This window comes from Bacillus sp. JJ1773, from assembly GCF_036962035.1.
Classification (GTDB): domain Bacteria; phylum Bacillota; class Bacilli; order Bacillales; family Cytobacillaceae; genus Cytobacillus.
The window spans coordinates 67410-89928 of sequence record NZ_JBALNX010000049.1 but is presented as its reverse complement, the minus strand read 5'-3'; the positions used below and the strand labels follow the sequence as shown (position 1 = coordinate 89928).

At 38.5% G+C, this 22519-nt stretch carries 21 protein-coding genes; 13 read left to right on the top strand and 8 right to left on the bottom strand.

The genetic code is table 11. The features are described from left to right. Nucleotides 1–538 precede the first annotated feature (538 nt). Nucleotides 539–4297: an endonuclease gene (locus tag V7127_RS14480; protein WP_335487057.1), complete on the top strand. Its 3759-nt coding sequence runs from the start codon at nucleotides 539–541 to the stop codon at nucleotides 4295–4297. A 161-nt stretch (nucleotides 4298–4458) separates the two neighbouring features. Further along, nucleotides 4459–5259, top strand: coding sequence for an ABC transporter ATP-binding protein (locus V7127_RS14475; RefSeq protein WP_335487054.1), 801 nt, complete (start codon nucleotides 4459–4461; stop codon nucleotides 5257–5259). A gap of 120 nt (nucleotides 5260–5379) precedes the next feature. Here V7127_RS14475 and V7127_RS14470 read toward each other — a convergent pair whose 3' ends face one another. From V7127_RS14470 to V7127_RS14460, 3 genes are all read right to left on the bottom strand, one after another. After that, nucleotides 5380–6096: an aspartate/glutamate racemase family protein gene (locus tag V7127_RS14470; protein WP_335487051.1), complete on the bottom strand. Its 717-nt coding sequence runs from the start codon at nucleotides 6094–6096 to the stop codon at nucleotides 5380–5382. A gap of 77 nt (nucleotides 6097–6173) precedes the next feature. Then, nucleotides 6174–7424 (bottom strand): dicarboxylate/amino acid:cation symporter, encoded by a 1251-nt coding sequence (locus tag V7127_RS14465; RefSeq protein WP_335347534.1) that lies wholly within the window; start codon nucleotides 7422–7424, stop codon nucleotides 6174–6176. An 84-nt stretch (nucleotides 7425–7508) separates the two neighbouring features. After that, a complete protein-coding gene (locus tag V7127_RS14460; protein WP_335355448.1) occupies nucleotides 7509–8516 on the bottom strand; it encodes a D-cysteine desulfhydrase in 1008 nt (335 codons plus the stop codon). 131 nt (nucleotides 8517–8647) lie between these two features. Here V7127_RS14460 and V7127_RS14455 point away from each other — a divergent pair, with 131 nt between their 5' ends. The 5 genes from V7127_RS14455 (at nucleotide 8648) to V7127_RS14435 (ending at nucleotide 13180) form a co-directional block, all read left to right on the top strand. Further along, nucleotides 8648–9535 (top strand): LysR family transcriptional regulator, encoded by an 888-nt coding sequence (locus V7127_RS14455; RefSeq protein WP_335347536.1) that lies wholly within the window; start codon nucleotides 8648–8650, stop codon nucleotides 9533–9535. A 69-nt stretch (nucleotides 9536–9604) separates the two neighbouring features. Next, entirely contained in the window at nucleotides 9605–9979 is a 375-nt protein-coding gene (locus V7127_RS14450) for a RidA family protein (RefSeq protein ID WP_335347537.1), read from the top strand. Between the two features lie 55 nt (nucleotides 9980–10034). Next, the gene (locus tag V7127_RS14445) at nucleotides 10035–11138 is read left to right on the top strand and encodes a threonine synthase (protein ID WP_335487298.1); all 1104 of its coding nucleotides are present in this window, start codon (nucleotides 10035–10037) and stop codon (nucleotides 11136–11138) included. A 72-nt stretch (nucleotides 11139–11210) separates the two neighbouring features. Beyond that, nucleotides 11211–12317 (top strand): D-TA family PLP-dependent enzyme, encoded by a 1107-nt coding sequence (locus V7127_RS14440; protein WP_335487047.1) that lies wholly within the window; start codon nucleotides 11211–11213, stop codon nucleotides 12315–12317. A gap of 185 nt (nucleotides 12318–12502) precedes the next feature. After that, nucleotides 12503–13180 (top strand): SOS response-associated peptidase, encoded by a 678-nt coding sequence (locus V7127_RS14435; RefSeq protein WP_335487044.1) that lies wholly within the window; start codon nucleotides 12503–12505, stop codon nucleotides 13178–13180. A gap of 17 nt (nucleotides 13181–13197) precedes the next feature. On the opposite strand, the gene V7127_RS14430 is transcribed toward V7127_RS14435, so the two are convergent. After that, nucleotides 13198–14118, bottom strand: coding sequence for an LCP family glycopolymer transferase (locus tag V7127_RS14430; RefSeq protein ID WP_335487041.1), 921 nt, complete (start codon nucleotides 14116–14118; stop codon nucleotides 13198–13200). A gap of 479 nt (nucleotides 14119–14597) precedes the next feature. Here V7127_RS14430 and V7127_RS14425 point away from each other — a divergent pair, with 479 nt between their 5' ends. Continuing rightward, nucleotides 14598–15557: an MBL fold metallo-hydrolase gene (locus tag V7127_RS14425; RefSeq protein WP_335487038.1), complete on the top strand. Its 960-nt coding sequence runs from the start codon at nucleotides 14598–14600 to the stop codon at nucleotides 15555–15557. 12 nt (nucleotides 15558–15569) lie between these two features. Continuing rightward, nucleotides 15570–16364: an SDR family NAD(P)-dependent oxidoreductase gene (locus V7127_RS14420; protein ID WP_335487035.1), complete on the top strand. Its 795-nt coding sequence runs from the start codon at nucleotides 15570–15572 to the stop codon at nucleotides 16362–16364. 85 nt (nucleotides 16365–16449) lie between these two features. Here V7127_RS14420 and V7127_RS14415 read toward each other — a convergent pair whose 3' ends face one another. Further along, nucleotides 16450–16647: a YqzH family protein gene (locus V7127_RS14415; protein WP_335346625.1), complete on the bottom strand. Its 198-nt coding sequence runs from the start codon at nucleotides 16645–16647 to the stop codon at nucleotides 16450–16452. 203 nt (nucleotides 16648–16850) lie between these two features. Between V7127_RS14415 and V7127_RS14410 the strand changes: the two genes are divergently transcribed. Together V7127_RS14410 and V7127_RS14405 are read left to right on the top strand one after the other, a co-directional pair. Continuing rightward, entirely contained in the window at nucleotides 16851–18110 is a 1260-nt protein-coding gene (locus V7127_RS14410; RefSeq protein WP_335346634.1) for a DinB/UmuC family translesion DNA polymerase, read from the top strand. 16 nt (nucleotides 18111–18126) lie between these two features. Beyond that, on the top strand, nucleotides 18127–18459 hold the full coding sequence (locus V7127_RS14405; protein WP_335487031.1) for a YolD-like family protein: 333 nt from the start codon (nucleotides 18127–18129) through the stop codon (nucleotides 18457–18459). 167 nt (nucleotides 18460–18626) lie between these two features. Here V7127_RS14405 and V7127_RS14400 read toward each other — a convergent pair whose 3' ends face one another. Both V7127_RS14400 and V7127_RS14395 read right to left on the bottom strand, forming a co-directional pair. Continuing rightward, nucleotides 18627–19271: a hypothetical protein gene (locus V7127_RS14400; protein WP_335487028.1), complete on the bottom strand. Its 645-nt coding sequence runs from the start codon at nucleotides 19269–19271 to the stop codon at nucleotides 18627–18629. A 300-nt stretch (nucleotides 19272–19571) separates the two neighbouring features. After that, nucleotides 19572–20747: an MDR family MFS transporter gene (locus tag V7127_RS14395; RefSeq protein ID WP_335487025.1), complete on the bottom strand. Its 1176-nt coding sequence runs from the start codon at nucleotides 20745–20747 to the stop codon at nucleotides 19572–19574. A 119-nt stretch (nucleotides 20748–20866) separates the two neighbouring features. Between V7127_RS14395 and V7127_RS14390 the strand changes: the two genes are divergently transcribed. Then, a complete protein-coding gene (locus tag V7127_RS14390) occupies nucleotides 20867–21724 on the top strand; it encodes a LysR family transcriptional regulator (RefSeq protein ID WP_335487022.1) in 858 nt (285 codons plus the stop codon). 79 nt (nucleotides 21725–21803) lie between these two features. Next, nucleotides 21804–21965, top strand: coding sequence for a hypothetical protein (locus V7127_RS14385; protein WP_335487019.1), 162 nt, complete (start codon nucleotides 21804–21806; stop codon nucleotides 21963–21965). Nucleotides 21966–21998: 33 nt separating this feature from the next. Here V7127_RS14385 and V7127_RS14380 read toward each other — a convergent pair whose 3' ends face one another. Then, the gene (locus V7127_RS14380) at nucleotides 21999–22211 is read right to left on the bottom strand and encodes a CDGSH iron-sulfur domain-containing protein (protein ID WP_335487017.1); all 213 of its coding nucleotides are present in this window, start codon (nucleotides 22209–22211) and stop codon (nucleotides 21999–22001) included. Between the last annotated feature and the right edge of the window lie 308 nt (nucleotides 22212–22519).

Genomic DNA, 22519 nt, shown 5'->3' with positions numbered 1-22519 from the left:
CCTTAATTACCCTTCTCAGAAAGGTTATATTCTTGAAAAAGGCATCTCTATTCCGTTAACGCCGGAAGCTCGTTTAGGTTTTCCTAACTGCTCATAAGGTAGGTTTCAATGGTCAAGTGGACGGTGAAGCCTTTCAGCCGCTGAGCTTCACTCTCTTTCGCCGTTATCCATTTACTGGCCTTATTCATCGCTTTTTTCTTGTTTTCAATTAATCAAACAATAGGAACTTTCAAATAATATTAATTGTGATTATGGAGGAGGACAAGTGTGTTTGTCAAGGGTTATTTAATTATTTTTTGAAAAGGGGGACTTTTCCAACATTTACTTCGGTAACCTGCTTGAAAGTGAAAAATAGGAATAAAGTTATTTCTAATAGAAAAAACTGAGTAAAACATCCTATTAGCTCGATAGTCTTATAATATCATTTTTGGTAAAATTTATAAAATTTACATAAATGCAATTGTACAGTTAATAGAGCCATGCTTAACTAGAAGTGAAATAGCATTTTGCCAAATTAATAGAGTATGGAGGAGATTGAATGATAGGAAGGCTTCAGAAAAAAACTTTCAGCATTGTAGTAACCCTCACCATGATTTTCAGCTTATTTGCTCCATTTCATGTTTCAAAAGCCGCTGGGACTATAACCGTTGCAGAGGCCATCGCCAATAATAGCGGAAAGGGAACGGTGGAGGGGTATATTGTAGGGATTACGAATAATGGACCTAAGTATCAGCATACTGGGCCATTTACGGTTAACACCAATATTGCCATTGCTGATTCTGCAAATGAAACAGATGGTAAGAAAATTTTGCCTGTACAGCTGACTCAAGGTGCTATTAGAGACGAATTAAATCTTCGAGATCATCCAGAAAATCTCGGAAAGAAAATCCAAATTACAGGAAGTTTAGAAGCTTATTTTGGAGTCCCTGGATTGAAAAGTCCTACAGGCTATTCCTTTAGTGATGACTCAGAACCTAAAAAGGTACAAGCAGTTACTGCAAACCCTGCTGGAGGAACCATTTTAAAAGGGACTAAGATTTCTCTTGCTACAGCTACAGAAGAAGCAGAAATCTATTTCAGTGTAGATGGATCAGAGCCGACAACGTCAAGTACACTTTATACGAATCCTATTGAAATAAATGCTCCTATTACAATCAAAGCGGTTGCTGTAAAACAAGGATTGGAAAATAGTGAAGTGGCTGTGTTTGATTATGCGATTCAGCAGGAAGTCATTCGCATTCATGATATCCAAGGTGCTGGTCACTCTTCCCCATATGCGGATCAAAACGTTGCTGGTGTTGAGGGGATCGTTACAAAGGTTGTTGACGGAAGTAATTTTTATATGCAGGATAGACAGCCGGACCATGACCCAAACACGTCTGAAGGTATTTTAGTTTATAAAAAATCTCACGGAGTTAAAGTAGGGGATGTTGTAAAAGTTAGCGGTCAGGTGAAGGAATGGGTTTTAGAAGGATATGCGGAAAAACTGCAAACAGACCTTCCTGTTACTGAAATAAATGCTTCCGATATCCAAATAATTGCAAGCAACCAAACGCTTCCGGCACCGGTTGTAATCGGCGTTGACCGGATGCTTCCTTTAGAAGTTATTGATAATGATCGTTTTGAGAATTTTGATCCTAACGAAGATGGAATTGACTTTTTTGAAAGCTTAGAAGGGATGCTTGTACAAATAAATAACCCTAAAGTGGTCGCACCGCAAAAATATGGTGAAGTCATTGTTGTTCCAGAAAATGTTCCAACAAATACGACAGCTGGCGGGTTGCGTATTACTGAAACCGATTTTAACCCAGAAAGAATGACCATTGATATCGATGACACTAGATTCGTTGCCAAAATGGGAGATCGCTTTCAAGGCTCGATTCAAGGAGTTGTCAGCTATGGATTCAGCAACTATAAAATATTGAGTGATCGTGCAGCATTGCCGCCTCTTGTTGAAGGTTCGAATGTAAGGGAAATAACGCCGATTATATTTGATGAAAACAAATTAACGATTGCTTCTTACAATGTTGAAAACTTTTCAACAAAAACAGATGATTCAAAGGTTACTAAACTAGCAGAAGCTATTGTAACGAGTATGAAGCAACCGGATATTATTGGTTTAACAGAGGTTCAGGATAATGATGGATCAACAGATAGCGGAACGACTGACGCTAGCCAAAGCGCTGCAAAATTAATTGCAAAAATTGAATCACTCGGCGGTCCAACATACACATATACAGATATTGCACCTGAAGATAAAGTGGATGGCGGGCAGCCAGGCGGAAATATTCGTGTCGGCTTCCTTTATAATGAGGAACGTGTATCACTTGTTCCAGGGACAAAAGGAACGGCCACTCAGGCAGTTGGATTTGAAAATGGCAAGCTTACGTTAAACCCTGGGCGCATTGATCCAACGAATTCAGCGTTTGAATCTAGCCGAAAACCATTAGCAGCACAATTTGAATTTAATGGCGAGAGTATCATCGTTGTCGCTAACCATTTTAACTCTAAAGGCGGAGATCTTCCTCTGTTTGGAAAAGTGCAGCCGCCTATCTTAAATAGTGAAGTCCAACGAATGCAAATTGCTGCGATTGTAAATAATTTTGTCAAGGACGTTCAAGCAAAAGATCCGAATGCAAACATTGTTTTGCTTGGTGATTTTAATGACTTCGAATTCTCAAATCCTTTGCACGTTCTAAAAGGGCAGGAATTGACAAACATGATTGAAAAAGTTCCTGCAGAAGAGCGCTTTACGTACAACTATCAAGGAAATGCGCAAGTACTGGATCATATTTTAGTATCAAATAATCTTGCTGCTTCAACTGAAGTGGATATTGTTCATATTAACTCTGGTTTCATGGAAGAGCATGGCCGTGCAAGTGATCATGACCCTGTTTTGATTCAAACTACATTGAAAGAGCCAGCAAAACCAGAAGAGCCGAAGTATGACAAAGTGTATGATCTTGTCGGCTACAAAGCGAAGAAACTTGTTATTGGACCACATAATGCCTTAATTATCATGGATAAGACTTCCTCCATTACAGAGGGGATTTGGCTGAAAAAATCAGCTACTCTAAAAGGGGAGGGCTTGAAGAAAACGAAGGTTGTGGTCAGCTCTGCTCAAAAAGGCACTATTGTTGATTTAACTGGAACAGAAGTTAAAGAGGTACTGATTGAAAAGGATAAAGTGCAGGAAATTAGAGGTGCTGAAAACGTTCAATCTTGGTCTGTTGGTAAAAAGGTTGACACTTCTCATATAAAATTTACCAACTCAAAGGGAGAAGAAATTCCTTCTCCGTTCGCTCCAAAAGAAAACAAAGCACCGGTAATGACAAAGCCTTTAGAAAAAATCACTGCTAAAACAGGCGAGCAAGTCTCGCTTGAATTAAGCGAGCATTTCTCAGATCCAGATGGAGATCAATTGTCTTACACATCATCACTTGGAAAGATAACGAACGGCTCCCGTCTTACTCTTTCAACTGAAGAAATTGGCACATTCTTAGTGGCGGTTACTGTTAAAGATGGAAATGGCGGTGAGTTAACAGCACGCTTCTCATTTACAGTAGAAGAGAAGGGGCAATTTGATGGCTATTATGAATCGGCTTCAGGCAAAACTGGGGCGGATTTGAAGTTTGCTCTCCACAATATTATTCGGGAGCAAACAAAAATTTCTTATAGTAATGTATGGGATGCACTGAGAGAGACGGATGAGGATCCGAATAATAGTAACAATATTATATTGCTATACAAAGGGGAGTCCCGTTCAAAGCTTGCGAACGGCGGGAATGTTGGTCAATGGAATCGCGAGCATGTTTGGGCGCAATCCCATGGCGGGTTCGGAACGAGCATAGGACCGGGCACCGATATTCATCATCTTCGTCCGACTGATGTACAGATTAATAGTTCAAGAGGAAATCTTGACTTTAATAATGGCGGAAACCCAGTTAGCGGTTGTGATGGCTGCTTCAGAACTTCGAATTCTTGGGAGCCGCCAGACAGAGTAAAGGGAGACGTTGCTAGAATGCTCTTCTATATGGCTGTTCGCTATGAAGGAACGAATGGCGAAATTGACTTAGAATTAAACGATAAAGTTGGTAATGGCTCGCAGCCGTATCATGGCAAGCTATCCGTTCTGCTAAAGTGGCATCTCCAAGATCCAGTAGATGATTTCGAACGAAACCGCAACAATATCATTTATGAAAAATGGCAGCACAACCGTAATCCATTTATTGATCATCCCGAATGGGCGGAAATGATTTGGGGAGAGGCAAGCTCAATAATAAATCTTGCTTCGTAAATAATATTTCTAGATAAAGAAGCTATCGCTTAATATTGCGTTAGCTTCTTTTCTAGTTTTATATGGAGTCATTTTCTCTTTAAATCAAAATAGGTTTATGCTATTGTCGAATTAAAATGATAATTAGGAATTTTTTTAATTAGAAAGAGAGGCTAATACTAGTGGGGAATATTGTATCTTTCAAAAATGTTTCATGGCGCAGGAACGGCGAGGAAATCTTAAGCAATCTAAATTGGAGCATAGGTCAAAATGAGCATTGGGCCATTCTTGGTTTAAATGGATCAGGAAAGACTTCTCTTTTAAATATTGTAACCGGCTATCAATTTCCGACAGCAGGAGAAGTAGCTGTCCTTGGAAATATATTTGGAAAAACGAATTTACCAGAGCTTCGCAGAGAAATTGGGTTCGTCAGCAGCTCATTGGACCGGTTTTCTAATAGCTTGAATCATGAAACGGTCGAAGACATTGTTTTAAGCGGAAAGTTTGCATCCATCGGTTTGTATGAAGAGGTTTCAACGGAAGATGTCGAAAAGGCGGAGTCATTAATAAACAGTCTTCGCCTCGATTACCTTAAAGGGAAGCACTTCCGTCTTTTATCACAAGGTGAAAAGAGACGAGTGCTAATCGCGAGAGCATTAATGAGCAATCCTAAGCTTCTCATACTCGATGAGCCGTGCACAGGTCTAGATGTTCTTTCTCGGGAGGAAGTTCTTTTTCTTATGAAGGCAATTGTCAATAACAATTGCCATTTAATTTATGTGACTCACCATATTGAAGAGTTAGTCGAAGAAATTACTCACGCCTTGCTTCTGCGTGATGGAAAGATCGTAGCCGCTGGACCAAAGGGAGAGGTTTTGACAGATGAACTATTATCGGAAACCTTTAAAACCCCGGTCGGTGTGCGCTGGGAAGAAAATAGGCCGTGGTTGACAGTAAAAAAAGAAAATATTATTAGTCTATAAAATTTAGGATATAAAAAACAACCCTGAATTTTCTGCTTAGCATAAAAAATTCAGGGTTTTTGCTTATAAAAAGGATAAAACTTTGTGATATGTTAACTATAATGTCTTTGGAAATGGATTTTAATATGTTAATTTAATCCCTTTTGCCTGTTCAACAGCCATTAAAGCGAGTAATTGTGTGGGGTTTATTTTGACGACATCACTCGTTAAATAAGGAAATATAAGTGGGATCTCAGTACAGCCCCCAATACAAGCTAATATCCCTTCCTCCATTTCATATCGATTTAATATAGTGCTAAGCTGCTTAATATAAACATTGGTTTCAATGTGACCTGCCTTTACTTCTTTAATAGTAAGATCAATAATTTCTTGATCTTGGTCTTTGGGCACACACAAATGAAGGCCTAAGGAATGAAAATCATTTTGATACAAATTTGTTTGGATAGTAGCCCTTGAGGCCAGAAGTATCGTTTTACCAGAAAAATGGGGATAATCTCTTTGGATGTATGTTGCTGTATTATGAATCATACTATAGATTGGGACTTTAATAGTCTTTTGTAATTGATCTAACCAAAAATGAGCTGTGTTACACGGCATAATAATAAAATCAACTCCTGCCGCTTCCAATTGTTGCGCAGATTCAACCATCATTGGTAATGGGCTTTCAGTTCCTTGTAAGATTGCTGGAACCCTAGGCGGTATTTGAGGGTGATTATCTAAAATAATACGTAAATGTTCTTGATCCGTTTTAGCAGGAGTATTTCTCACAATTTCAGTAAATAAATCGACTGTTGCCATTGGACCCATACCACCTAGTATCCCAATTTTTTTACTCATTTAAATAGCTCCCCTTGTCTATATCGTAAGGTATTACCTTTATCAATCTTTATGATACGATACTTACTGTAAACTTCTTACAAACTAACGGCACTCGATTCATCCTCTGTTTCGGCGAGTTTCTTGCCACCCCATTTAAAAAGTAATATAGCGGCAACCGTATTCCCAAAAACATTGACAGCTGTCCGCCCCATATCCATAAATCGGTCGACTCCTGTTATTAAAGCGATTGCTTCTAATGGAAGATTAAGAGATGTTAGAATAACTGACAAAACGACTAATGAAGCTGCAGGTACATTTGCTGTTCCTTTGTTAGCAATTAAGGTTGTTATAAGAATCGTTAAAATAGTAGGCAAACTTAAATGCATACCATATGCTTCTGCTATAAAACAAACAGCGAGAGACTGATAAAGTGCTGCACCATCAAGGTTGAAACTATAACCTAGCGGAAGGACAAAAGAAACCACTTTGTTTGGTATCCCCGACTTCTCGAGAATATTCATGTGTACAGGTAAAGTAACTTCAGAAGAGGTAGTAGTAAATCCTAAAAGCAATGGTTCCATTACTTTTTTAGTATACGAGAAAGGATTTATTTTAAGGGAGGCAAGGATAATCCAGAATAATACCATAATAACAAGCAAGCCAATATACATGACCCCAATTAATTTTGCCAATCCTAATATAACGCTGCCGCCTTGAGTGGCAAACACCCATGCCATGATCGCTGCTACAGCTACCGGAGCCGTTGCTACAACTCCTTTAGTCAATCTGAACATAGCTTCAAGAATACCTTCTAGAAAGTTAATGACAACTTTGGCTTTATCGCCTATAGCAGATAATGATAGACCGAAACAAATAGCAAAAAAGAGAGTTGGAATAATTTTTTGCTCGGCCATTGCATTCACAACATTGTCGGGAATGAGATCCGTGATAAATTTAACCCAATCAATTGATGTTGCAAGATTTGCCGGAAGAGTACCTGTTGCCTGTAAGGTCACTCCTGCTGCAGGATGAAAAATAGCATTTAACGTAATACCTAAAATAATACAAAACCCAGTAGCTAAATAAAACCAGATAAAAGCCAGTCCTCCAAGACGACCTAACTCTTTACGATTTGAGCCCATCTTGTAGATTCCCAAAGTAACAGCTGAAAATACAAGCGGTATAACAATCATTTTAATGGCTTTAATAAATAAAGTCCCGATAGGTTGGAGGTTTGCTCCAAAACTTGGCCATAGTAACCCAATAATGGTACCTAAGATTAATCCAATAATAATAAGAGCCCATAGAGGTAATTTTTTAAATCCTGATTTTTTCTTATGTTCCATATAAAAGAGCCTCCTTTACAAATTTTTTTTACTTTTACTTATACTTATTTCAATAATCTTCTCTACTAAATAGAGAAGATTACTTTACGATGATTTTGAGAAAAACATAGAATCATATGCATATAACGCTGGTGAACCTCCAGTATGAAGAAAGAGGACTTGATCATCGTTTTTAAAAAATCCATTTCGTATCAGATCAATCAAACCAGCAGCCACTTTACCTGTATATACGGGATCAAGCAAAATACCTTCATGCTCTGCAAATAATTTTATTGCTTCGATCATCCCAGGTGTAGGAAGGGAATACCCTTGCCCAACATATTGATCATAACAATTAATGAGTTCTTTCGGGACATCACTTGTTATACCGACATACTTTGCAGTTTTTTGTACTAGGCGATAAACAAGTTCTTCTTGCTCGTCCTTTTTTCGACTGACATTCATACCGATAATTGGGGTAGGTGTATTTGTGCCATAAAACCCTGTTACAAGGCCAGCGTGTGTTCCTGCACTGCCACTTGCGGTAACAATATAGTCTAAGTTTAGCCCCATATCGAATGTTTGTTTTAATAACTCCTGTGCACAAGCCACATAGCCTGTTGCACCAACCTCATTTGATCCGCCTCCAGGGATTATGTAGGCTTTCCTTCCTTCCATAGCTAATTTATTTTGAACTTCCTCCATCGCTTCCATCATATTTGTTCCGCGCGAAACTACACTAATCCCATCTGCACCTAATAATTTAAATAAAAAATTATTGCCATTAGCGTCTGGTGAATAACTATTAGGGACTCGTTCTTCAAGTACAAGATGGCACTGGAGCTGCTCTTTAACCGCCGCGGCAAGAGTAAGTCGACAATGATTTGATTGTACAGCTCCGCAGGTAATTAACGTGTCAGCCCCCTGCTCAAGGGCGTCGGCAACAAGAAATTCCAATTTTCTTGTTTTATTACCTCCAGCGGCTAATCCAAGTAAATCATCTCGTTTCACATAAATTGTTGGACCACCTAAGGCTTTTGAAAGATTAGAAAGCTTTTCAATAGGAGTAACGTATTCGGTATATCGTTTTCGTGGAAAGCGGGCTAAATCCATTTTTGAAATCCTCCTTTTTTCATTAGTATTAATATTTCTAATATTCATACTAATGTGTTAAGCTTAGTTAGTAAAACGAATTTTTTTAATAACGATTATAAGTTTTTCTAATGGAATGGGGGGAGATGAAGGTGGACCATCAGTTAAACATCTTTTTAACTGTTGCTGAACAGCACAGTTTCTCTAAAACTGCCGATAAACTATACATCACGCAATCAGCTGTTAGTCAGGCGATAAAATCACTAGAAAAAAAGTTTGGCATTGAGCTTTTGGAGCGTAGCAACAAATATATTGGGTTAACTAAAGCTGGAAAAATTTTATATTATCATGGGAAAGAAATTATGGAGCAATATGCACTTGTGGACAAATTCATACATGAAATACAAACGACAGCAAGTGGTGCATTATGGATTGGGGCAAGCTACACGTTCGGCGAATACTCACTTCCAAAAGTTATGAATGAGTTTAAAGCCAATTATCCAAATATTAAACCAAAAATAACGATTAAAAACACACATCGTATCATTGAACAACTACTTCGGCGCGAATTAGATATTGGAATTATTAATGGTCGAATTCAACATCCTAACCTACTAATCAAACCCTTTGCCGTAGACGAAATGGTTGTGATTGTCCCCTACAATCATCCATTGGGATGTAAGAAAGCAGTTACTGCAGAAGAACTGAAATTTGAAACATGGGTAATTCGCGAATCTGGCTCTGGTACTCGGGAAGTTACGGACCATATGTTTCATCAGACTGGAATTGAGCCTAAAGAAATAATGGAATTTGGCAGCCTCCAAATTATTAAGGAGTCTGTGGAGGTTGGTTTAGGGATTTCCTATATTTCTAAAGGGGCGATTAGAAAGGAATTAGCATTAGGAACGCTTCGAGCATTAAACATTAAAGGATTTGATTCTACACAACACTTCTTTTACGCGACTAGAGACACACAAATTCAAACTAAAGCAGCTGAATTATTTATTCATTTCCTTGAAAAATCACATGGGGAATTTTAAGCATTTTTTCAATTTATCAGAGGGAGAGTTATTAATAGAAAATCAAATCAATAAATTAGGAGTGTCTAAATGGAGAGCATATTTCAGGTAGGGAATTTGAAGTCAAACGGCCATTATGCGCTAGCAACGATTCATAATGATGTCGTTTACGTATCTGGCCAATTTGCCATTGACCCCATAACTCAACAAAAGAAATTTGGCACAATTGAAGATGAAACGCTGCAAGCACTGAAAAACATTGAGTATATTTTAAATGAGGCAGGCAGCCAAAAGAATCAAATTTTGCGGATGACACTATATATTCCGGATATACAATTATGGGATCGTGTTGACCGTGTCTACAAAGAATTCTTCGGAAACCATAAACCAGCACGATCCGTTGTACCAACAAATGAGCTACATTTTGGTTTTAAAATAGAAATTGAAGCTATTGCATATATTTAAGTTATGAATCTATTAATCTTAATAGTTTCATTTTGACAAAAAGGGGTGAAAAACAATTAAGGAACAATATGTGTGTTATTCATGTGAAACTAAATATAATGTGACAGAAAATATATGGAAGTGCAAATGTGGAGGGATGTTAGACTTAATAAAAGAAAGGATTACCATTGATATATTAAAGTTGCGAGAAAAACCCGCAACGATGTGGCGGTACATAGATGCTATGCCATTTAAAAATAACTCTGGCATATGGCAAGCAGTTACATTGGGGGAAGGATATACTCCGTTAATTATATTAGATCAATCAGAGCCGAATACCTTTGTCAAAGTAGACTATATGATGCCTACTTTGTCTTTTAAAGATCGTGGTGCAGCAGTATTAATTGCTAAAGCAAAAGAAATAGGTGTTACGAAAGTCATTGCCGATAGTAGTGGGAACGCAGGAACTTCGATTGCGGCATATGCCTCACGTGCTGGTATAGCCTGTGATATTTTCCTCAGAGAAGGAACATCCCCGAAAAAAATTGCACAGGTTAAAGCGCATGGTGCAAACGTTCGGGCAATTAATGGTACACGGGAAGAGGTAGCTAAAGCTGCGCAAAAAGCAGTAAATGAAGAGAATGTATTCTATGCAAGTCATGTGTATAACCCCTTTTTTTATGAGGGAACCAAAACATATGCTTATGAAATTTGGGAACAGATGAAATGTGTACCTGATGCCCTTATTATTCCTGTTGGAAATGGTACTTTGTTGTTAGGCGCCTATTATGGATTCAAGGAATTACTAGAGAATGGGCTTATATCGAAAATGCCGAAGTTAATTGCGATTCAAGCAGAAAATTGTGCACCACTAGCAAAAGTATTTATGAATAATGAAACGTTTGAACCTGTCCAAAATAACGGCACAATAGCGGAAGGGATTGCAATAGCAGCACCAGCACGTTCAGTTCAAATTTTAGAAGCAATTCGTGCTACGAATGGAGAAATGATAACAACAACCGAAGAAGAAATTGTACAAGCACGTATTACATTAGCAAGGAAAGGTTTTTATGTAGAACCGACAACTGCTGCGAACTACGCTGGATACTTAAAATACAATCATTCGCCCGCTGAAACGATTATTATTCCTTTATGCGGAGCAGGAATTAAGTCGAATTAACCGAATATTTTGATTGGAAGCCAGATGTCTTGTGGAGATTGAAACTATAGCAGCCATAAAGGAGAGAGATAAATGAAATATTTCGAGTTAGAAACACCAGCACTTTTAATTGATAGAAAAATAATGATGGATAATCTTTATTCAATGCAAAATTATGCTGATGAATACAAAGTGAACTTACGACCGCATACGAAAACTCATAAAATACCTAAGCTGGCCCAATTACAAGAGGAGTTAGGAGCTGTTGGTATTACGGTAGCAAAAGTAGGGGAAGCCGAGGTGATGGCTAAAAGCGGTTTAAAGGACATTTTTATTGCCAATGAGATTGTCGGTAAATCAAAAATTGAACGAATTAGAAAACTATCTGAGATCATTGACATCTCCTTTGGCATTGATAATATCTATCAAGTAAATGAAATTGAAGAAGTTTTCGAAGGAGCAAAGAAAAAAGCTCAAGTTCTTGTAGAAATTGAGGTAGGAGAAGAACGCTCCGGGATTATTGAAGAAAATGATTTTCGTATTTTATTAGAAGCTGTTAAAGGGTGTAAAAATGTTGAATTTAAAGGTGTTTTCTCCCATGATGGACATACTTATAAGGCAGAAAATATAGAAGAGTGCAGAGAGCTTTATGTTGCAAGTGTAAAGAGAACATTGCATTTTGCGGAAATTGCAGAAGAGATGGACCTTAAACCAAAAGTCGTTAGTATCGGTTCTACCCCACCTTTCATACTAAAATTCGAAATACCAAAAGGTGTCACGGAAATAAGACCAGGGACTTATATTTTTATGGATTCCTCCCAGGCAAATGTAATTGGTACGTATGACCAATGTGCAGCATCAGTTCTTACGACAATCATTAGTAAGCCAACTAAGGAACGAGTTATTACAGACGTAGGAGCGAAAGGAATTACAGCTCAAACAAGAAATAAAGGACTTACAAAAACAAAAGGTCTTGGTCTTATTAAAGAATTTGATGATGTCCATATTTTTGGTGTTTTTGACGAACATGCTATCATTTACAATGAGGATTTCAGCAACCAAGTGAATGTAGGGGATAAAGTGCAAATCATCCCTAACCATATTTGCCCGGTTTGTAATTTATATGAAAAAGCCTTTTTAATTTCGGAAGATGAAATCGTGGAAGAACTATTGATAGAATGTAGGGCGAAATTGCAATAAATCAATCTTCTCCTATATAGATTAAAAGAAAGGGTTAGCAATTCATAGTTTATTTGTGAATTGCTAACCCTTTTGTTTTGCTGTACAAATAAGATAATTTGATGCTTTTGAGGACTCCATTACTTATTTTGGAAGTAACCGCTAATTCTTGATAAAATAAACAAAACAATCATGAGGTGATCTGTATGTGCGGCCGTTTCACATTAACAGCTTCTTTCGAGCAAATTATTGACCGGTTTGATATTGAACAATTTATTGAAGAAGATTTATTTTCTCCGAATTACAATGTGGCTCCTTCCCAATCTGTTTTATCGGTCATTAATGATGGCAGCAAAAATCGATTAGGTTTTTTAAGATGGGGCTTAATCCCCTCCTGGGCTAAAGACGAGAAAATGGGCTACAAACTGATTAATGCAAGGGCTGAAACGTTAAATGAGAAACCTAGCTTTCGCCATGCATACAAGAATAGACGCTGTTTAGTCATTGCCGACAGCTTCTATGAATGGAAACGGCATGATGATAATACGAAGACTCCGATGCGGATAAAACTGAAGTCGGATCAGCTATTTGCGATGGCCGGTTTATGGGAACAATGGAAATCTCCACTAGGGAAATCGGTATTCACCTGCTCTGTGATCACGACAACACCCAATGATCTCGTAAAAGACATTCATGATCGTATGCCAGTTATTTTAAAGCCGGAAGATGAAAAAAATTGGCTGGATCGAACAATCACTGATACAGCTTATTTAGATCAATTCCTTAAGCCGCTTGATAAGGAACTGATGGAGACATATGAAGTATCTTCACTCGTCAATTCGCCAAAGAATAATTCAATGGAATTGCTTCAGAGAATTTGTTAGGAAGTTTTTATTTTTATTTATTGTAATTCTAAATGTTTTTTTAATTCACCTTGAATACGCTGCTTTTCCTCATCAGGAACAATGAAGTAGTATATCCGGTTCATTATTGCATTGCTTCCCTCGATGGATATTTGGTCAACTTGCTTAGCAGCTGATCGATAATTTTTTTGGATGTCAACCATCTCATCCAATTCTAGATTTGTTTTTATATTTTCGCCTAATGTACTAAAAATCTCTTTATAATTGATGAGTGAGGAGATGCTTGCCCCTTCTTTAAGAATAGCGAGTATGATTTGTCGTTGTCTACCTTGGCGGCCAAAGTCTCCTCTCGGGTCCTCATACCTCATGCGGGAAAATGATAATGCATCTTCCCCATTTAACGTCAATTCACCTTTTGGGAAATGTTTCCCCTCTGAGGTAAAGTCTAAGTCATTATGGACGGTTATCCCTCCTAATGAATCAATAATCTTTATAAAACCTTCCATATTTATTTGAATATAAAAATCAATCGGCATATCTAAAAAATTCTCCACTGTCGCTATGGCCATTTCTGCTCCGCCAAATGCAAAGGCATGATTAATTTTGTCATCTGTACCACGACCGATGATCTCCGTTCTAGTATCTCGTGGAATACTGAGCATCTTAACAGAATTTAAACTTGGGCTCACTGTCAGTACGATCATTGAGTCCGAACGGCCGCGGTCACCTTCAGCTTCATCGACACCAAGCAGCAAAACAGAGAAAGGTTCTTGTTTTGTTAATGTGATTTCTTCGTTCCTCTTTTCTGATATTTCTCGTTTGATCGGCTGATGCATGGTTACGACAGCTTCTGTGATAGATTTATAAATTAAATATCCATATATTGCCGTTCCTATTAAAATTAATAGAATAGTAATTCCCGTTATATAAAGCCATGTTTTCTTTTTGCCGAATCTCATTTTCTTCCTCCATAAATTCGACTTTTCTTTTATATTTATTCATTTATAAGAGGAATAATGTTAGGCAAGGAATAAGGCAAGCGAATTTTAATAAAAAGTTCCGATTAAACTTATCAAATAGCGCATTCATTCACAGTGAAAACCGAAAACGACTCTTTAGCATTTGAATTTTATTCAGATTTTTATATTTAGCTGACAGAGAATCCTTTATTTCCGTAAAATTTGCTCCTTAGTCGAATGAATAGGACACAGAATCCGTTAATGATGAAAAAATATCATTCTTTTCATGTAATAGCGGAATCAGAGACCATTAACCTCGATAAAAACAATCTTTTCAGATACATAACGGATCTATGGTCCTCCTATCTCTAATTATGTGAAAATAATGACAATTGGTAAATTTAAGAGTAAACTTATGTTTATATACTGCATGGATTAGATATTATTTTATTTAGATATAGTTTTTAGGAGTTGAAGAAATGACAGAATGGAAAAATGGCATTGCTAAATTGGTTATCCCTACCCCTTTTGCGGTTGGTGATGTGAATATATATGCGGTGAAGGGGGAGCGGCTGACACTTGTTGATGTTGGGCCTAAAACGGAAGAAGCTTGGGAGGCTTTAAAGGCACAATTGCAAGATTTAAATCTATCTCCTGAGGATATTGATCAGGTTGTCCTTACTCATCATCATCCTGATCATGCTGGTCTTTTGGACTTTTTCCCTGCCAGTATGGAAGTATATGGACATCGTTTTAATGAAAGATGGCTAATGCGGACAGATTCATTTTTAAAGGCGCATGATGAATTTTACTATGATCTATTTCCTAAGTGCGGAATTCCAGATCAATTTTTTCCTTTTATTAGCTCGTTAAAAAAGTCTTTGCGTTTTTCCTGCAGCCGTTCCCTTACAGGTGTATTGGAAGAAGGGGACACTCCGCTGGGCCTTGGTGACTGGACGGTTATTGAAATACCCGGGCATGCTCAAAGTCATATCGGTTTGTTCCGAGAGAAGGATGGGGTTTTTATCGGAGGGGATCATTTACTGGCACATATTTCTCCGAATCCTTTAATGGAACCGCCCCTTCCTGGAGAAACAAAGCGTCCCAAACCGCAGCTGCAATATAATGAATCATTAAAGAAGTTAAGGCAATTCCCAATCCGGCTTGTTTATTCAGGGCATGGAGAGGATATTTATGATCCTAATGAATTAATTGAGAAAAGACTGGCACGCCAGCATGAGCGTGCGATTTTTATAAAAAAGTGGCTTGAGCAGGAGCCTCTTACCGTTTTTGAAATTTGCCAGCGTCTATTTCCCGCCGTATATGAAAGGGAGTTTGGCTTAACGATTTCAGAAACGATTGCCCAGCTTGACTATTTGGATGCTTTGGGGGAAATTAGTATAAATAAGGCAGGGAAGGCATTTTATTTTTCTGCTTAGCTGAGGTGGAATATGTCGGATCGTTTGAAAAATAAAACTATTATTATTACAGGTGCCTCGGCCGGAATCGGTGCATCGATGGCTTCACTTTGTGCGGAAAGAGGAGCCAATCTTGTTTTGCTCGCCCGAAGCTATGAGAAGCTTCTTTCGCTGAAAACTGATTTAGAAAGCCGTTTTCATGTAAAGGTTGATATACATAAGCTTGATGTTTCCAACACGGACGAGGTGCAGGCTGTTTTTTCAATGGTTTTGGAGCGGCTTGACCGTGTTGATGTTCTTGTTAACAATGCAGGTTACGGGGTTTTTCGCGAGGCTCATGAGGCAAAAATCGATGATATTAAAGGGATGTTTGCTGTCAACGTTGTTGGCTTAATGGCTTGCACAAGTATGGTTTTGCCTATCATGCGACAGCAGGGAAGCGGTCATATTATTAATATTGCCTCCCAGGCAGGAAAAATTGCTACACCTAAATCAAGTGTCTACTCAGCAACGAAGCATGCTGTGCTCGGCTATACAAATAGTCTTCGGATGGAGCTTACCAGCCATCGTGTTTTTGTAACGGCCGTTAACCCTGGACCGATTGAAACGAACTTTTTTACCATTGCCGATGAAAAAGGAACCTATGTTAAAAATGTAAAAAGATTTATGCTAAAGCCAGAGTATGTGGCAAAAAAGGTTGTAGATGCGATGCTGACCCCGACACGAGAAATTAATTTGCCGGGCTGGATGAATGCAGGCAGTATTGTATATACCCTTTTTCCTCGCTTGTTTGAGCGGCTTGGAAGACGGATGTTTAATCAAAAATAAACACAGCAAGCCTAATTCGGAAAAGAAACCATGCGTATTGAATACAACTTCAGTATGTCTGGTTTTTCTTATTGATTCACACTTACTAAAAATAAGGCGAATCCGTTATATACCCATACACGACATCATTCACAATGTCGTACAAATCACTTTCTTTTTCTTCATGTTTTAGTAAATTTATTTTTTCGTACATTCCCTCAAATTCCACACTATCAATAGAAATTGATTCATGATATTGCTTTAAGCATGTTTGAATCATTTTAAAAATGAGTTTTCGATCCATCTTTCGTATGCCTCCTCTTGTCGATTATACGACTTTTTAGGCGGAAAGGTATATTAAAGCCCCCTTTTTTTAGGGAATTAGTCGTAAAATTTCCATTGAATCAGAACGTATATTCGCTTATTATAGTGGGTATATATAAGAATGTGTGTTCTCTTTTTTTTTATGCAAGGAGCCTGTGTTTTTCTAGGAGGATGGCAAAAGTCATGATTGATTACAATACGATGCCCAAAAATAAAATATTGTGTGTCGATATGAAGAGCTTTTATGCAAGCTGTTCCGCTGTTATAGAGGGACTTGATCCTCTAGAATGCTATCTTGTTGTGGCTGGAAAAAAAGAGCGGAAGGGGAGTGTAGTTCTGGCGGCATCGCCAAAGATGAAAAAGGAGTTCGGTATTAAGACGGGAAACCGTTTATATGAAGTTCCGGATGATCCGCGCATTATTGTTGCGGAACCGAAAATGGCAACTTATTTGAGGATATCAACTGAAATTACTCGAGTTTTTAATCGGTATGTCCCGAAAGAGGCGATTCACACGTATAGCGTGGATGAAAGTTTTATAAAGGTGGATGGAGCTTTGCATCTTTGGGGTGATGCTCTTACGATTGCCCGAAAGATAAAGGATGATATTGAGCGTGAGTTTCAGCTGCCATGTGCCATTGGAATTGGACCTAATATGCTGCTCGCAAAGCTTTGTCTTGATTTAGAAGCGAAAAAATTAGAAATTGCTGAGTGGACTTATGAGGATGTTCAAACGAAATTGTGGCCGGTCTCTCCTTTAAGGGAAATGTGGGGGATCGGGCGCCGCGTGGAAAAAACGCTGAATGGAATGGGGATTTTCACAGTTGGCCAGCTTGCTCACTATGATTTAGAAAAGCTGGAGAAGAAATTCGGCATTATGGGAAATCAGCTCTTCCATCATGCATGGGGGATTGACTTTTCTGATATCGGTGCCCCGATTATGGAGGGACAAATTAGCTTTGGAAAAAGCCAAATTTTGCTCAGAGATTATAAAGAAGAGCATGAAATTAAGTATGTCATTCTTGAGATGTGCGAGGAGGTAGCGAGAAGGGTGCGAAGTCACCGGAAGGCAGGGAGGACGATCAGCTTTGGGATCGGCTACAGCCAAGATGAATTTGGAGGCGGCTTTTACCGTTCAAAAACAATTGATGAGCCAACAAATGTGACAATGGATATTTATCGTGTATGCATACAGCTTTTTCATCAATTTTATGAAGGAAAAACAGTGCGGCAAATTTCACTCTCCATTGGAAAACTTGTTGATGATAATGAAATGCAGCTAAACCTTTTTGATGGTAACGGCTGGAAGAAGAGGGAGCTTGGCTACACAGTTGATTACATCAGATCAAAGTTCGGAGCAGGCGCCCTTTTAAGAGCAGTCTCCTATACAAATGCGGGAACAGCTAAGCACCGGGCGACTTTAGTTGGAGGTCATAAAATGTAGCGAAGGGGGATCTTAAATGATTCGGGATCGGGGCAGAATCAAGTGGACATCTATGATGCTCCCAGAACATGTGAAATTATTGAGAGACTGGGCGAAGGAAGATATGTACGATCAAGTACGGGACATAGACGAACAAAATTTTGAAAGCATGAACACCGTCATTTCGGAGGCAATGGAATTTGGAAAAAGCGTTGCTGTTACTCATTATCGTCATAAAAATTATGAGCTTGTAATGGGGACCATTCATTTTTGGGATGAAATAAATCAGAAGCTGCATATTGTTGATCGTTTCGAGGAAGTGCACCGGATTCATATTTCTGATATAGCTGATGTGCGGGTTGCTGAGTAAGCATTTGAAGTACAAATGACAAAATTACAGTTATATGGATCGAAATAAACTAGCGAATTAACGCCCCATTATTAGTACAACAACAAACGCTCATAACATGAAAAGCTATGAGCGCTTGTTATTTCACCATAATCACCTAAATTCTCCGAAAATTTAACAAATAGTTTCTATTCTTTCTTTTCGTGATTTGGGAGGTCTTGCCTCCATAAGGCAACCGCAATCAATATACATCCAAGGAAAACAAGCACTCCATGTGCTATTCGTAGTGGCTGCCCGGCGAAGAATTGTGGGATATATAATGAAATTCCTAAAGCGAAGGGAATACCGCTCCATTTCTGGTATGTTCCCGACCTCCAAAATGTAATTGCAACTATAATTGAAGCAACAGCAAGAAACAGAAGACCTATAATGAACATAATAAGCCCCGGTCCGGAACGTACCACATTTACAAGACTAACTAGTGCATCAGTCTGCCGTGTTATTGCTTCTAGTCCAATAGCATGTAGTCCGTAGGTTTCCCCTCCGTAAAACGGCAGTGTTAAACCAACGCCAAATAAACATAATATTACCGCAGAATATGTCAGAGATTTTAATGCAGTAACTTTTAATAAGTTATGAAGACCGAGTAATCCAAATGGTAGTAATGTGAAACCGATTATTGCAAAAATATGAGCTACAAGCCATTCTGTTGATGCAAATGCTGTAGCGCCTTCCATTGATGATTCATCAGAAAAAGGACGAATTGCTGGATAAAGGACAAACAATGTTCCTGATATTACAAGAGATAAGGCACTAAAATGCTTATGAAACATAACCTGGCTTTCCTCCTTGTCAAAAATAGCTAGAAATAGGAGAGAGTGTAAGGCTATAACTTTTTTTTAGTATGATTATTCATTGAATATATTCAACAACTGTAATAATATTCCTAATTTTATAAAAGTCGAACGTTCCACGAAGAAAGGTCCTTATAATTTCACCATAAATATCTACTTAACATTTTTTACTAGACGGAATAATTAAGTTTATTCATAGAAATTGGTATGTGTTTTAACATATGAATTTGCAGCAAGACAATAAGTTCTGTCACCTTGCTAAACATGGTGAAAATAATATTATAAGTTACTATTCTTTACCTCTCTTAATAGGAGATGTTTTCTTGTTATCCATTGCAGCCATTGAATACTGATGGCCGAAAGGAGGCCCGCTAAAGTACAAATAATCCAATTTACATGTGGCATATGCTCATACATCCACCCGCCACCACCTTGGCTCAAGCTACCTCCAATTGCCATGGCAAGCAGAGAAAAACCAAAATAGCTGGCAGAAAATTGTGGCGGGGCAATTTCCGATGTGTATTCGTAGGAGGTTGGTTCCACTAGCATAATGCCAACAGCGTATGTACAAAAGCCACCCCAGAAAATTAGGAAGCTATCAGACAACCCAATTAGTAACATACCTGTTCCCATGATACCCATACCTGCTTTAATGACCGATAACCGCGAAAACTTTTTCGTCCATTTTTGCAAAGGATATTGGAGAAAAACGACAATCATCCCATAGACGATAAACAAGCTTGACACGAATGTTGAACTGTTAAACACTTTGGCAGCATGCAGAGGAATCGTCAAATACAACTGCATAAACATAAACCAAAATCCAATCATGCTAATCGTAAAATAAATAAACAGTCGATCAGACTTGACTTTTTGCCAAGAGTCATTAAAGGACTGCTTCGGTACATTTACATTTTCTTTAGGCAGCATCAAAAAAGTAATTAGCCCGCTGAAAACAAAAATCCCGCCGCATACTAAGGAAGAATAGAAAAAGTCAAGCTGCAAAAGTATTCCCCCTAATATCCCGGCACAAATAATCCCCGAATGGCGAACGATTTTATCTAGTGCAAAAATATCCCCTCGTTTAGAAGGGTGACTAAAAATGGACATAGCAGCTTTACTTGTTGGCTCAAACAAGGAACCGCCTATCCCAGCAATAATAGCAGCAACAATTAATTCCATCGGAGTTGTACAAAATGAAAATAACAGAAATCCTGCTCCGCGTAAAATCATCCCCGTACTAATCAATATTCGATAATCAAACCGATCCCCGAGCATCCCTGATAAAAAGGAAGTGCCTTGCTGTGTCAACTGGCGAATCATAAGAACGACTCCTGCAATACCAGCAGAAAGAGCTAAATTCCCAGTAATATAGGCAGATAAAAACGGAATAAATGCAAAAAAACTGACATTCATAAGAAATGAATTTACTAGTAATAACCGTATGGCTCTCATCAAGCTCTCACCTTTCATCCAAAACGAATCTATTAAAAGTGTATCAGCACAATTGCCATTTGTATAACGAATAATTATAATAGCATTAATTAAAAAACCTAATTGTAAGGATGAATAAAGTGGAAATTCAACAGCTACGTGCGTTCTTGTCTGTAGCTCAGACGAAAAATTTTACAAAATCAGCAGAATTAATGTTTATATCCCAATCAACCGTTACAATGCGTATTAAAGCATTAGAACAAACACTTGGGAAACAATTATTTGAGCGAGATAATCGACAAGTTCTTCTTACCACAGCAGGTAAAGAGTTGCTGGACTATGCAAAGAGAATTATTGAGCTTGTTGATGAAGGGGCAAGAAAAGTGAGTATAGAAGAAACATTTGAAGACTCCTTAGTCATAGGAAGCTTGCATTCATTATGGGATTATTTACTGTTTCCAATAATGAAAGAGTTTCAAGCAAAGTACCCAAGAACAGCACTTCGTTTCATTACGGGACATTCATGGGATATTGTTCAGCATGTTCTCGATGGGGTCATTGATTTTGGAGTCGTCCTTATTCCACCTACTCATTCAGAAATCGAGGTTCTTCCATTTAAAAAAGAAGAGATTAGACTTGTTACAAATGTAGATACCGACTTTACGGAAGAAATCGATTTGGCTAATTTAAGTAACTTGCCCTATATTCATATGGATTGGGGACCAAGTTATAACCACTGGTTTGAAGAGAACGTTGGAAAGGAAACGCATTCTTTAATGGTCGATCACGCCTCCCTGTATGTCCAATATTTACGAAGTGGTAACTTTTTGGGACTTTTGCCATCAGTTATAGCAGATACTTTCATACAAAGAGGTGAACTTGTGTCACTTCCCTTTCGATCGAAAACGAAGCCGCCCATCATTCAAAGCTATATCATTTATCCAAAACGCAAATTAGAATCGATTAAACGATTGCTTGAACATATGCTGCAAGTCTGACTCTAAAGCCCATTTCTAATGGAAATGATTAAAGACCCTTCAGGAGAAGCACCTTAACAAAGAAGGAGGTGTTTTTCGCATGCCAAGAGGAAACGAGCTCGAACAGCTTCCGATGGCTAATGTCGCTCCAGGTGCAGGGGATGACAGCAGCTTGATGGATCGGGAACTTCTGCGGGGGATAACGGAGGAAGAAGAGGCAGCTCCAGCAAAAGTTGGGAAGGAAACGAAAAAACGGGGATAATATCCCCGTTTTTAATGAAAAGTTTTGGTTGAACTATGCTTCTTCGGATTCCGGTGCACGAACAACAGACTCAAAATTTCCTTTATGAGATCCATCGCAAAATGGTGCTTTAGCTGATCTGCCGCAGCGGCAAAGCGAGAAAGTTTGTTTTGTTTCAAACTTGTTTCCCTCGGCATCAATTAATTCAACATCCCCTGTAATACGGTAAGAGCCGTTATCATTCACTTTAATTGTAACTTTTGTCATCTAAATCCACCCTTTCACAAAAATGCCACATTTATCTTCCATGTTAAAAGGTAAAGCAATAAAAAGCAAATAAGGCGATCTATAGCACCCTTCGACAGGACAAACAGTAGGGGAAGGTAGTTAAGGGGGCTCTATAACGCGCCCATCGGCAGGAAAAAGGGTTGTGCAAGGTAGTTAAGGGGACTCTATAACGCCCATCGGCGGGAAAAAAAGTTGCGCAAGGTAGTTAAGCCGGCTCTGTAATGCCCTTCGACAGGAAAAAAGGTTGCGCAAGGTAGTTAAGCCCGGCTCTATAGCACCCTTCGACA

Excerpts from the sequence above, each read along its gene's own strand:
- V7127_RS14400 (WP_335487028.1), bottom strand. The coding sequence starts at position 19,271 with ATGTTTCATAAGCATTTTAGTGCCTTATCTCTTGTAATATCAGGAACA.
- V7127_RS14430 (WP_335487041.1), bottom strand. The coding sequence starts at position 14,118 with ATGAGATTCGGCAAAAAGAAAACATGGCTTTATATAACGGGAATTACT.
- V7127_RS14470 (WP_335487051.1), bottom strand. The coding sequence starts at position 6,096 with ATGAGTAAAAAAATTGGGATACTAGGTGGTATGGGTCCAATGGCAACA.
- V7127_RS14440 (WP_335487047.1), top strand. The coding sequence starts at position 11,211 with ATGAAATATTTCGAGTTAGAAACACCAGCACTTTTAATTGATAGAAAA.
- V7127_RS14450 (WP_335347537.1), top strand. The coding sequence starts at position 9,605 with ATGGAGAGCATATTTCAGGTAGGGAATTTGAAGTCAAACGGCCATTAT.
- V7127_RS14435 (WP_335487044.1), top strand. The coding sequence starts at position 12,503 with ATGTGCGGCCGTTTCACATTAACAGCTTCTTTCGAGCAAATTATTGAC.
- V7127_RS14415 (WP_335346625.1), bottom strand. The coding sequence starts at position 16,647 with ATGGATCGAAAACTCATTTTTAAAATGATTCAAACATGCTTAAAGCAA.
- V7127_RS14380 (WP_335487017.1), bottom strand. The coding sequence starts at position 22,211 with ATGACAAAAGTTACAATTAAAGTGAATGATAACGGCTCTTACCGTATT.
- V7127_RS14480 (WP_335487057.1), top strand. The coding sequence starts at position 539 with ATGATAGGAAGGCTTCAGAAAAAAACTTTCAGCATTGTAGTAACCCTC.
- V7127_RS14460 (WP_335355448.1), bottom strand. The coding sequence starts at position 8,516 with ATGGATTTAGCCCGCTTTCCACGAAAACGATATACCGAATACGTTACT.
- V7127_RS14395 (WP_335487025.1), bottom strand. The coding sequence starts at position 20,747 with ATGAGAGCCATACGGTTATTACTAGTAAATTCATTTCTTATGAATGTC.
- V7127_RS14465 (WP_335347534.1), bottom strand. The coding sequence starts at position 7,424 with ATGGAACATAAGAAAAAATCAGGATTTAAAAAATTACCTCTATGGGCT.
- V7127_RS14410 (WP_335346634.1), top strand. The coding sequence starts at position 16,851 with ATGATTGATTACAATACGATGCCCAAAAATAAAATATTGTGTGTCGAT.
- V7127_RS14405 (WP_335487031.1), top strand. The coding sequence starts at position 18,127 with ATGATTCGGGATCGGGGCAGAATCAAGTGGACATCTATGATGCTCCCA.
- V7127_RS14425 (WP_335487038.1), top strand. The coding sequence starts at position 14,598 with ATGACAGAATGGAAAAATGGCATTGCTAAATTGGTTATCCCTACCCCT.
- V7127_RS14385 (WP_335487019.1), top strand. The coding sequence starts at position 21,804 with ATGCCAAGAGGAAACGAGCTCGAACAGCTTCCGATGGCTAATGTCGCT.
- V7127_RS14420 (WP_335487035.1), top strand. The coding sequence starts at position 15,570 with ATGTCGGATCGTTTGAAAAATAAAACTATTATTATTACAGGTGCCTCG.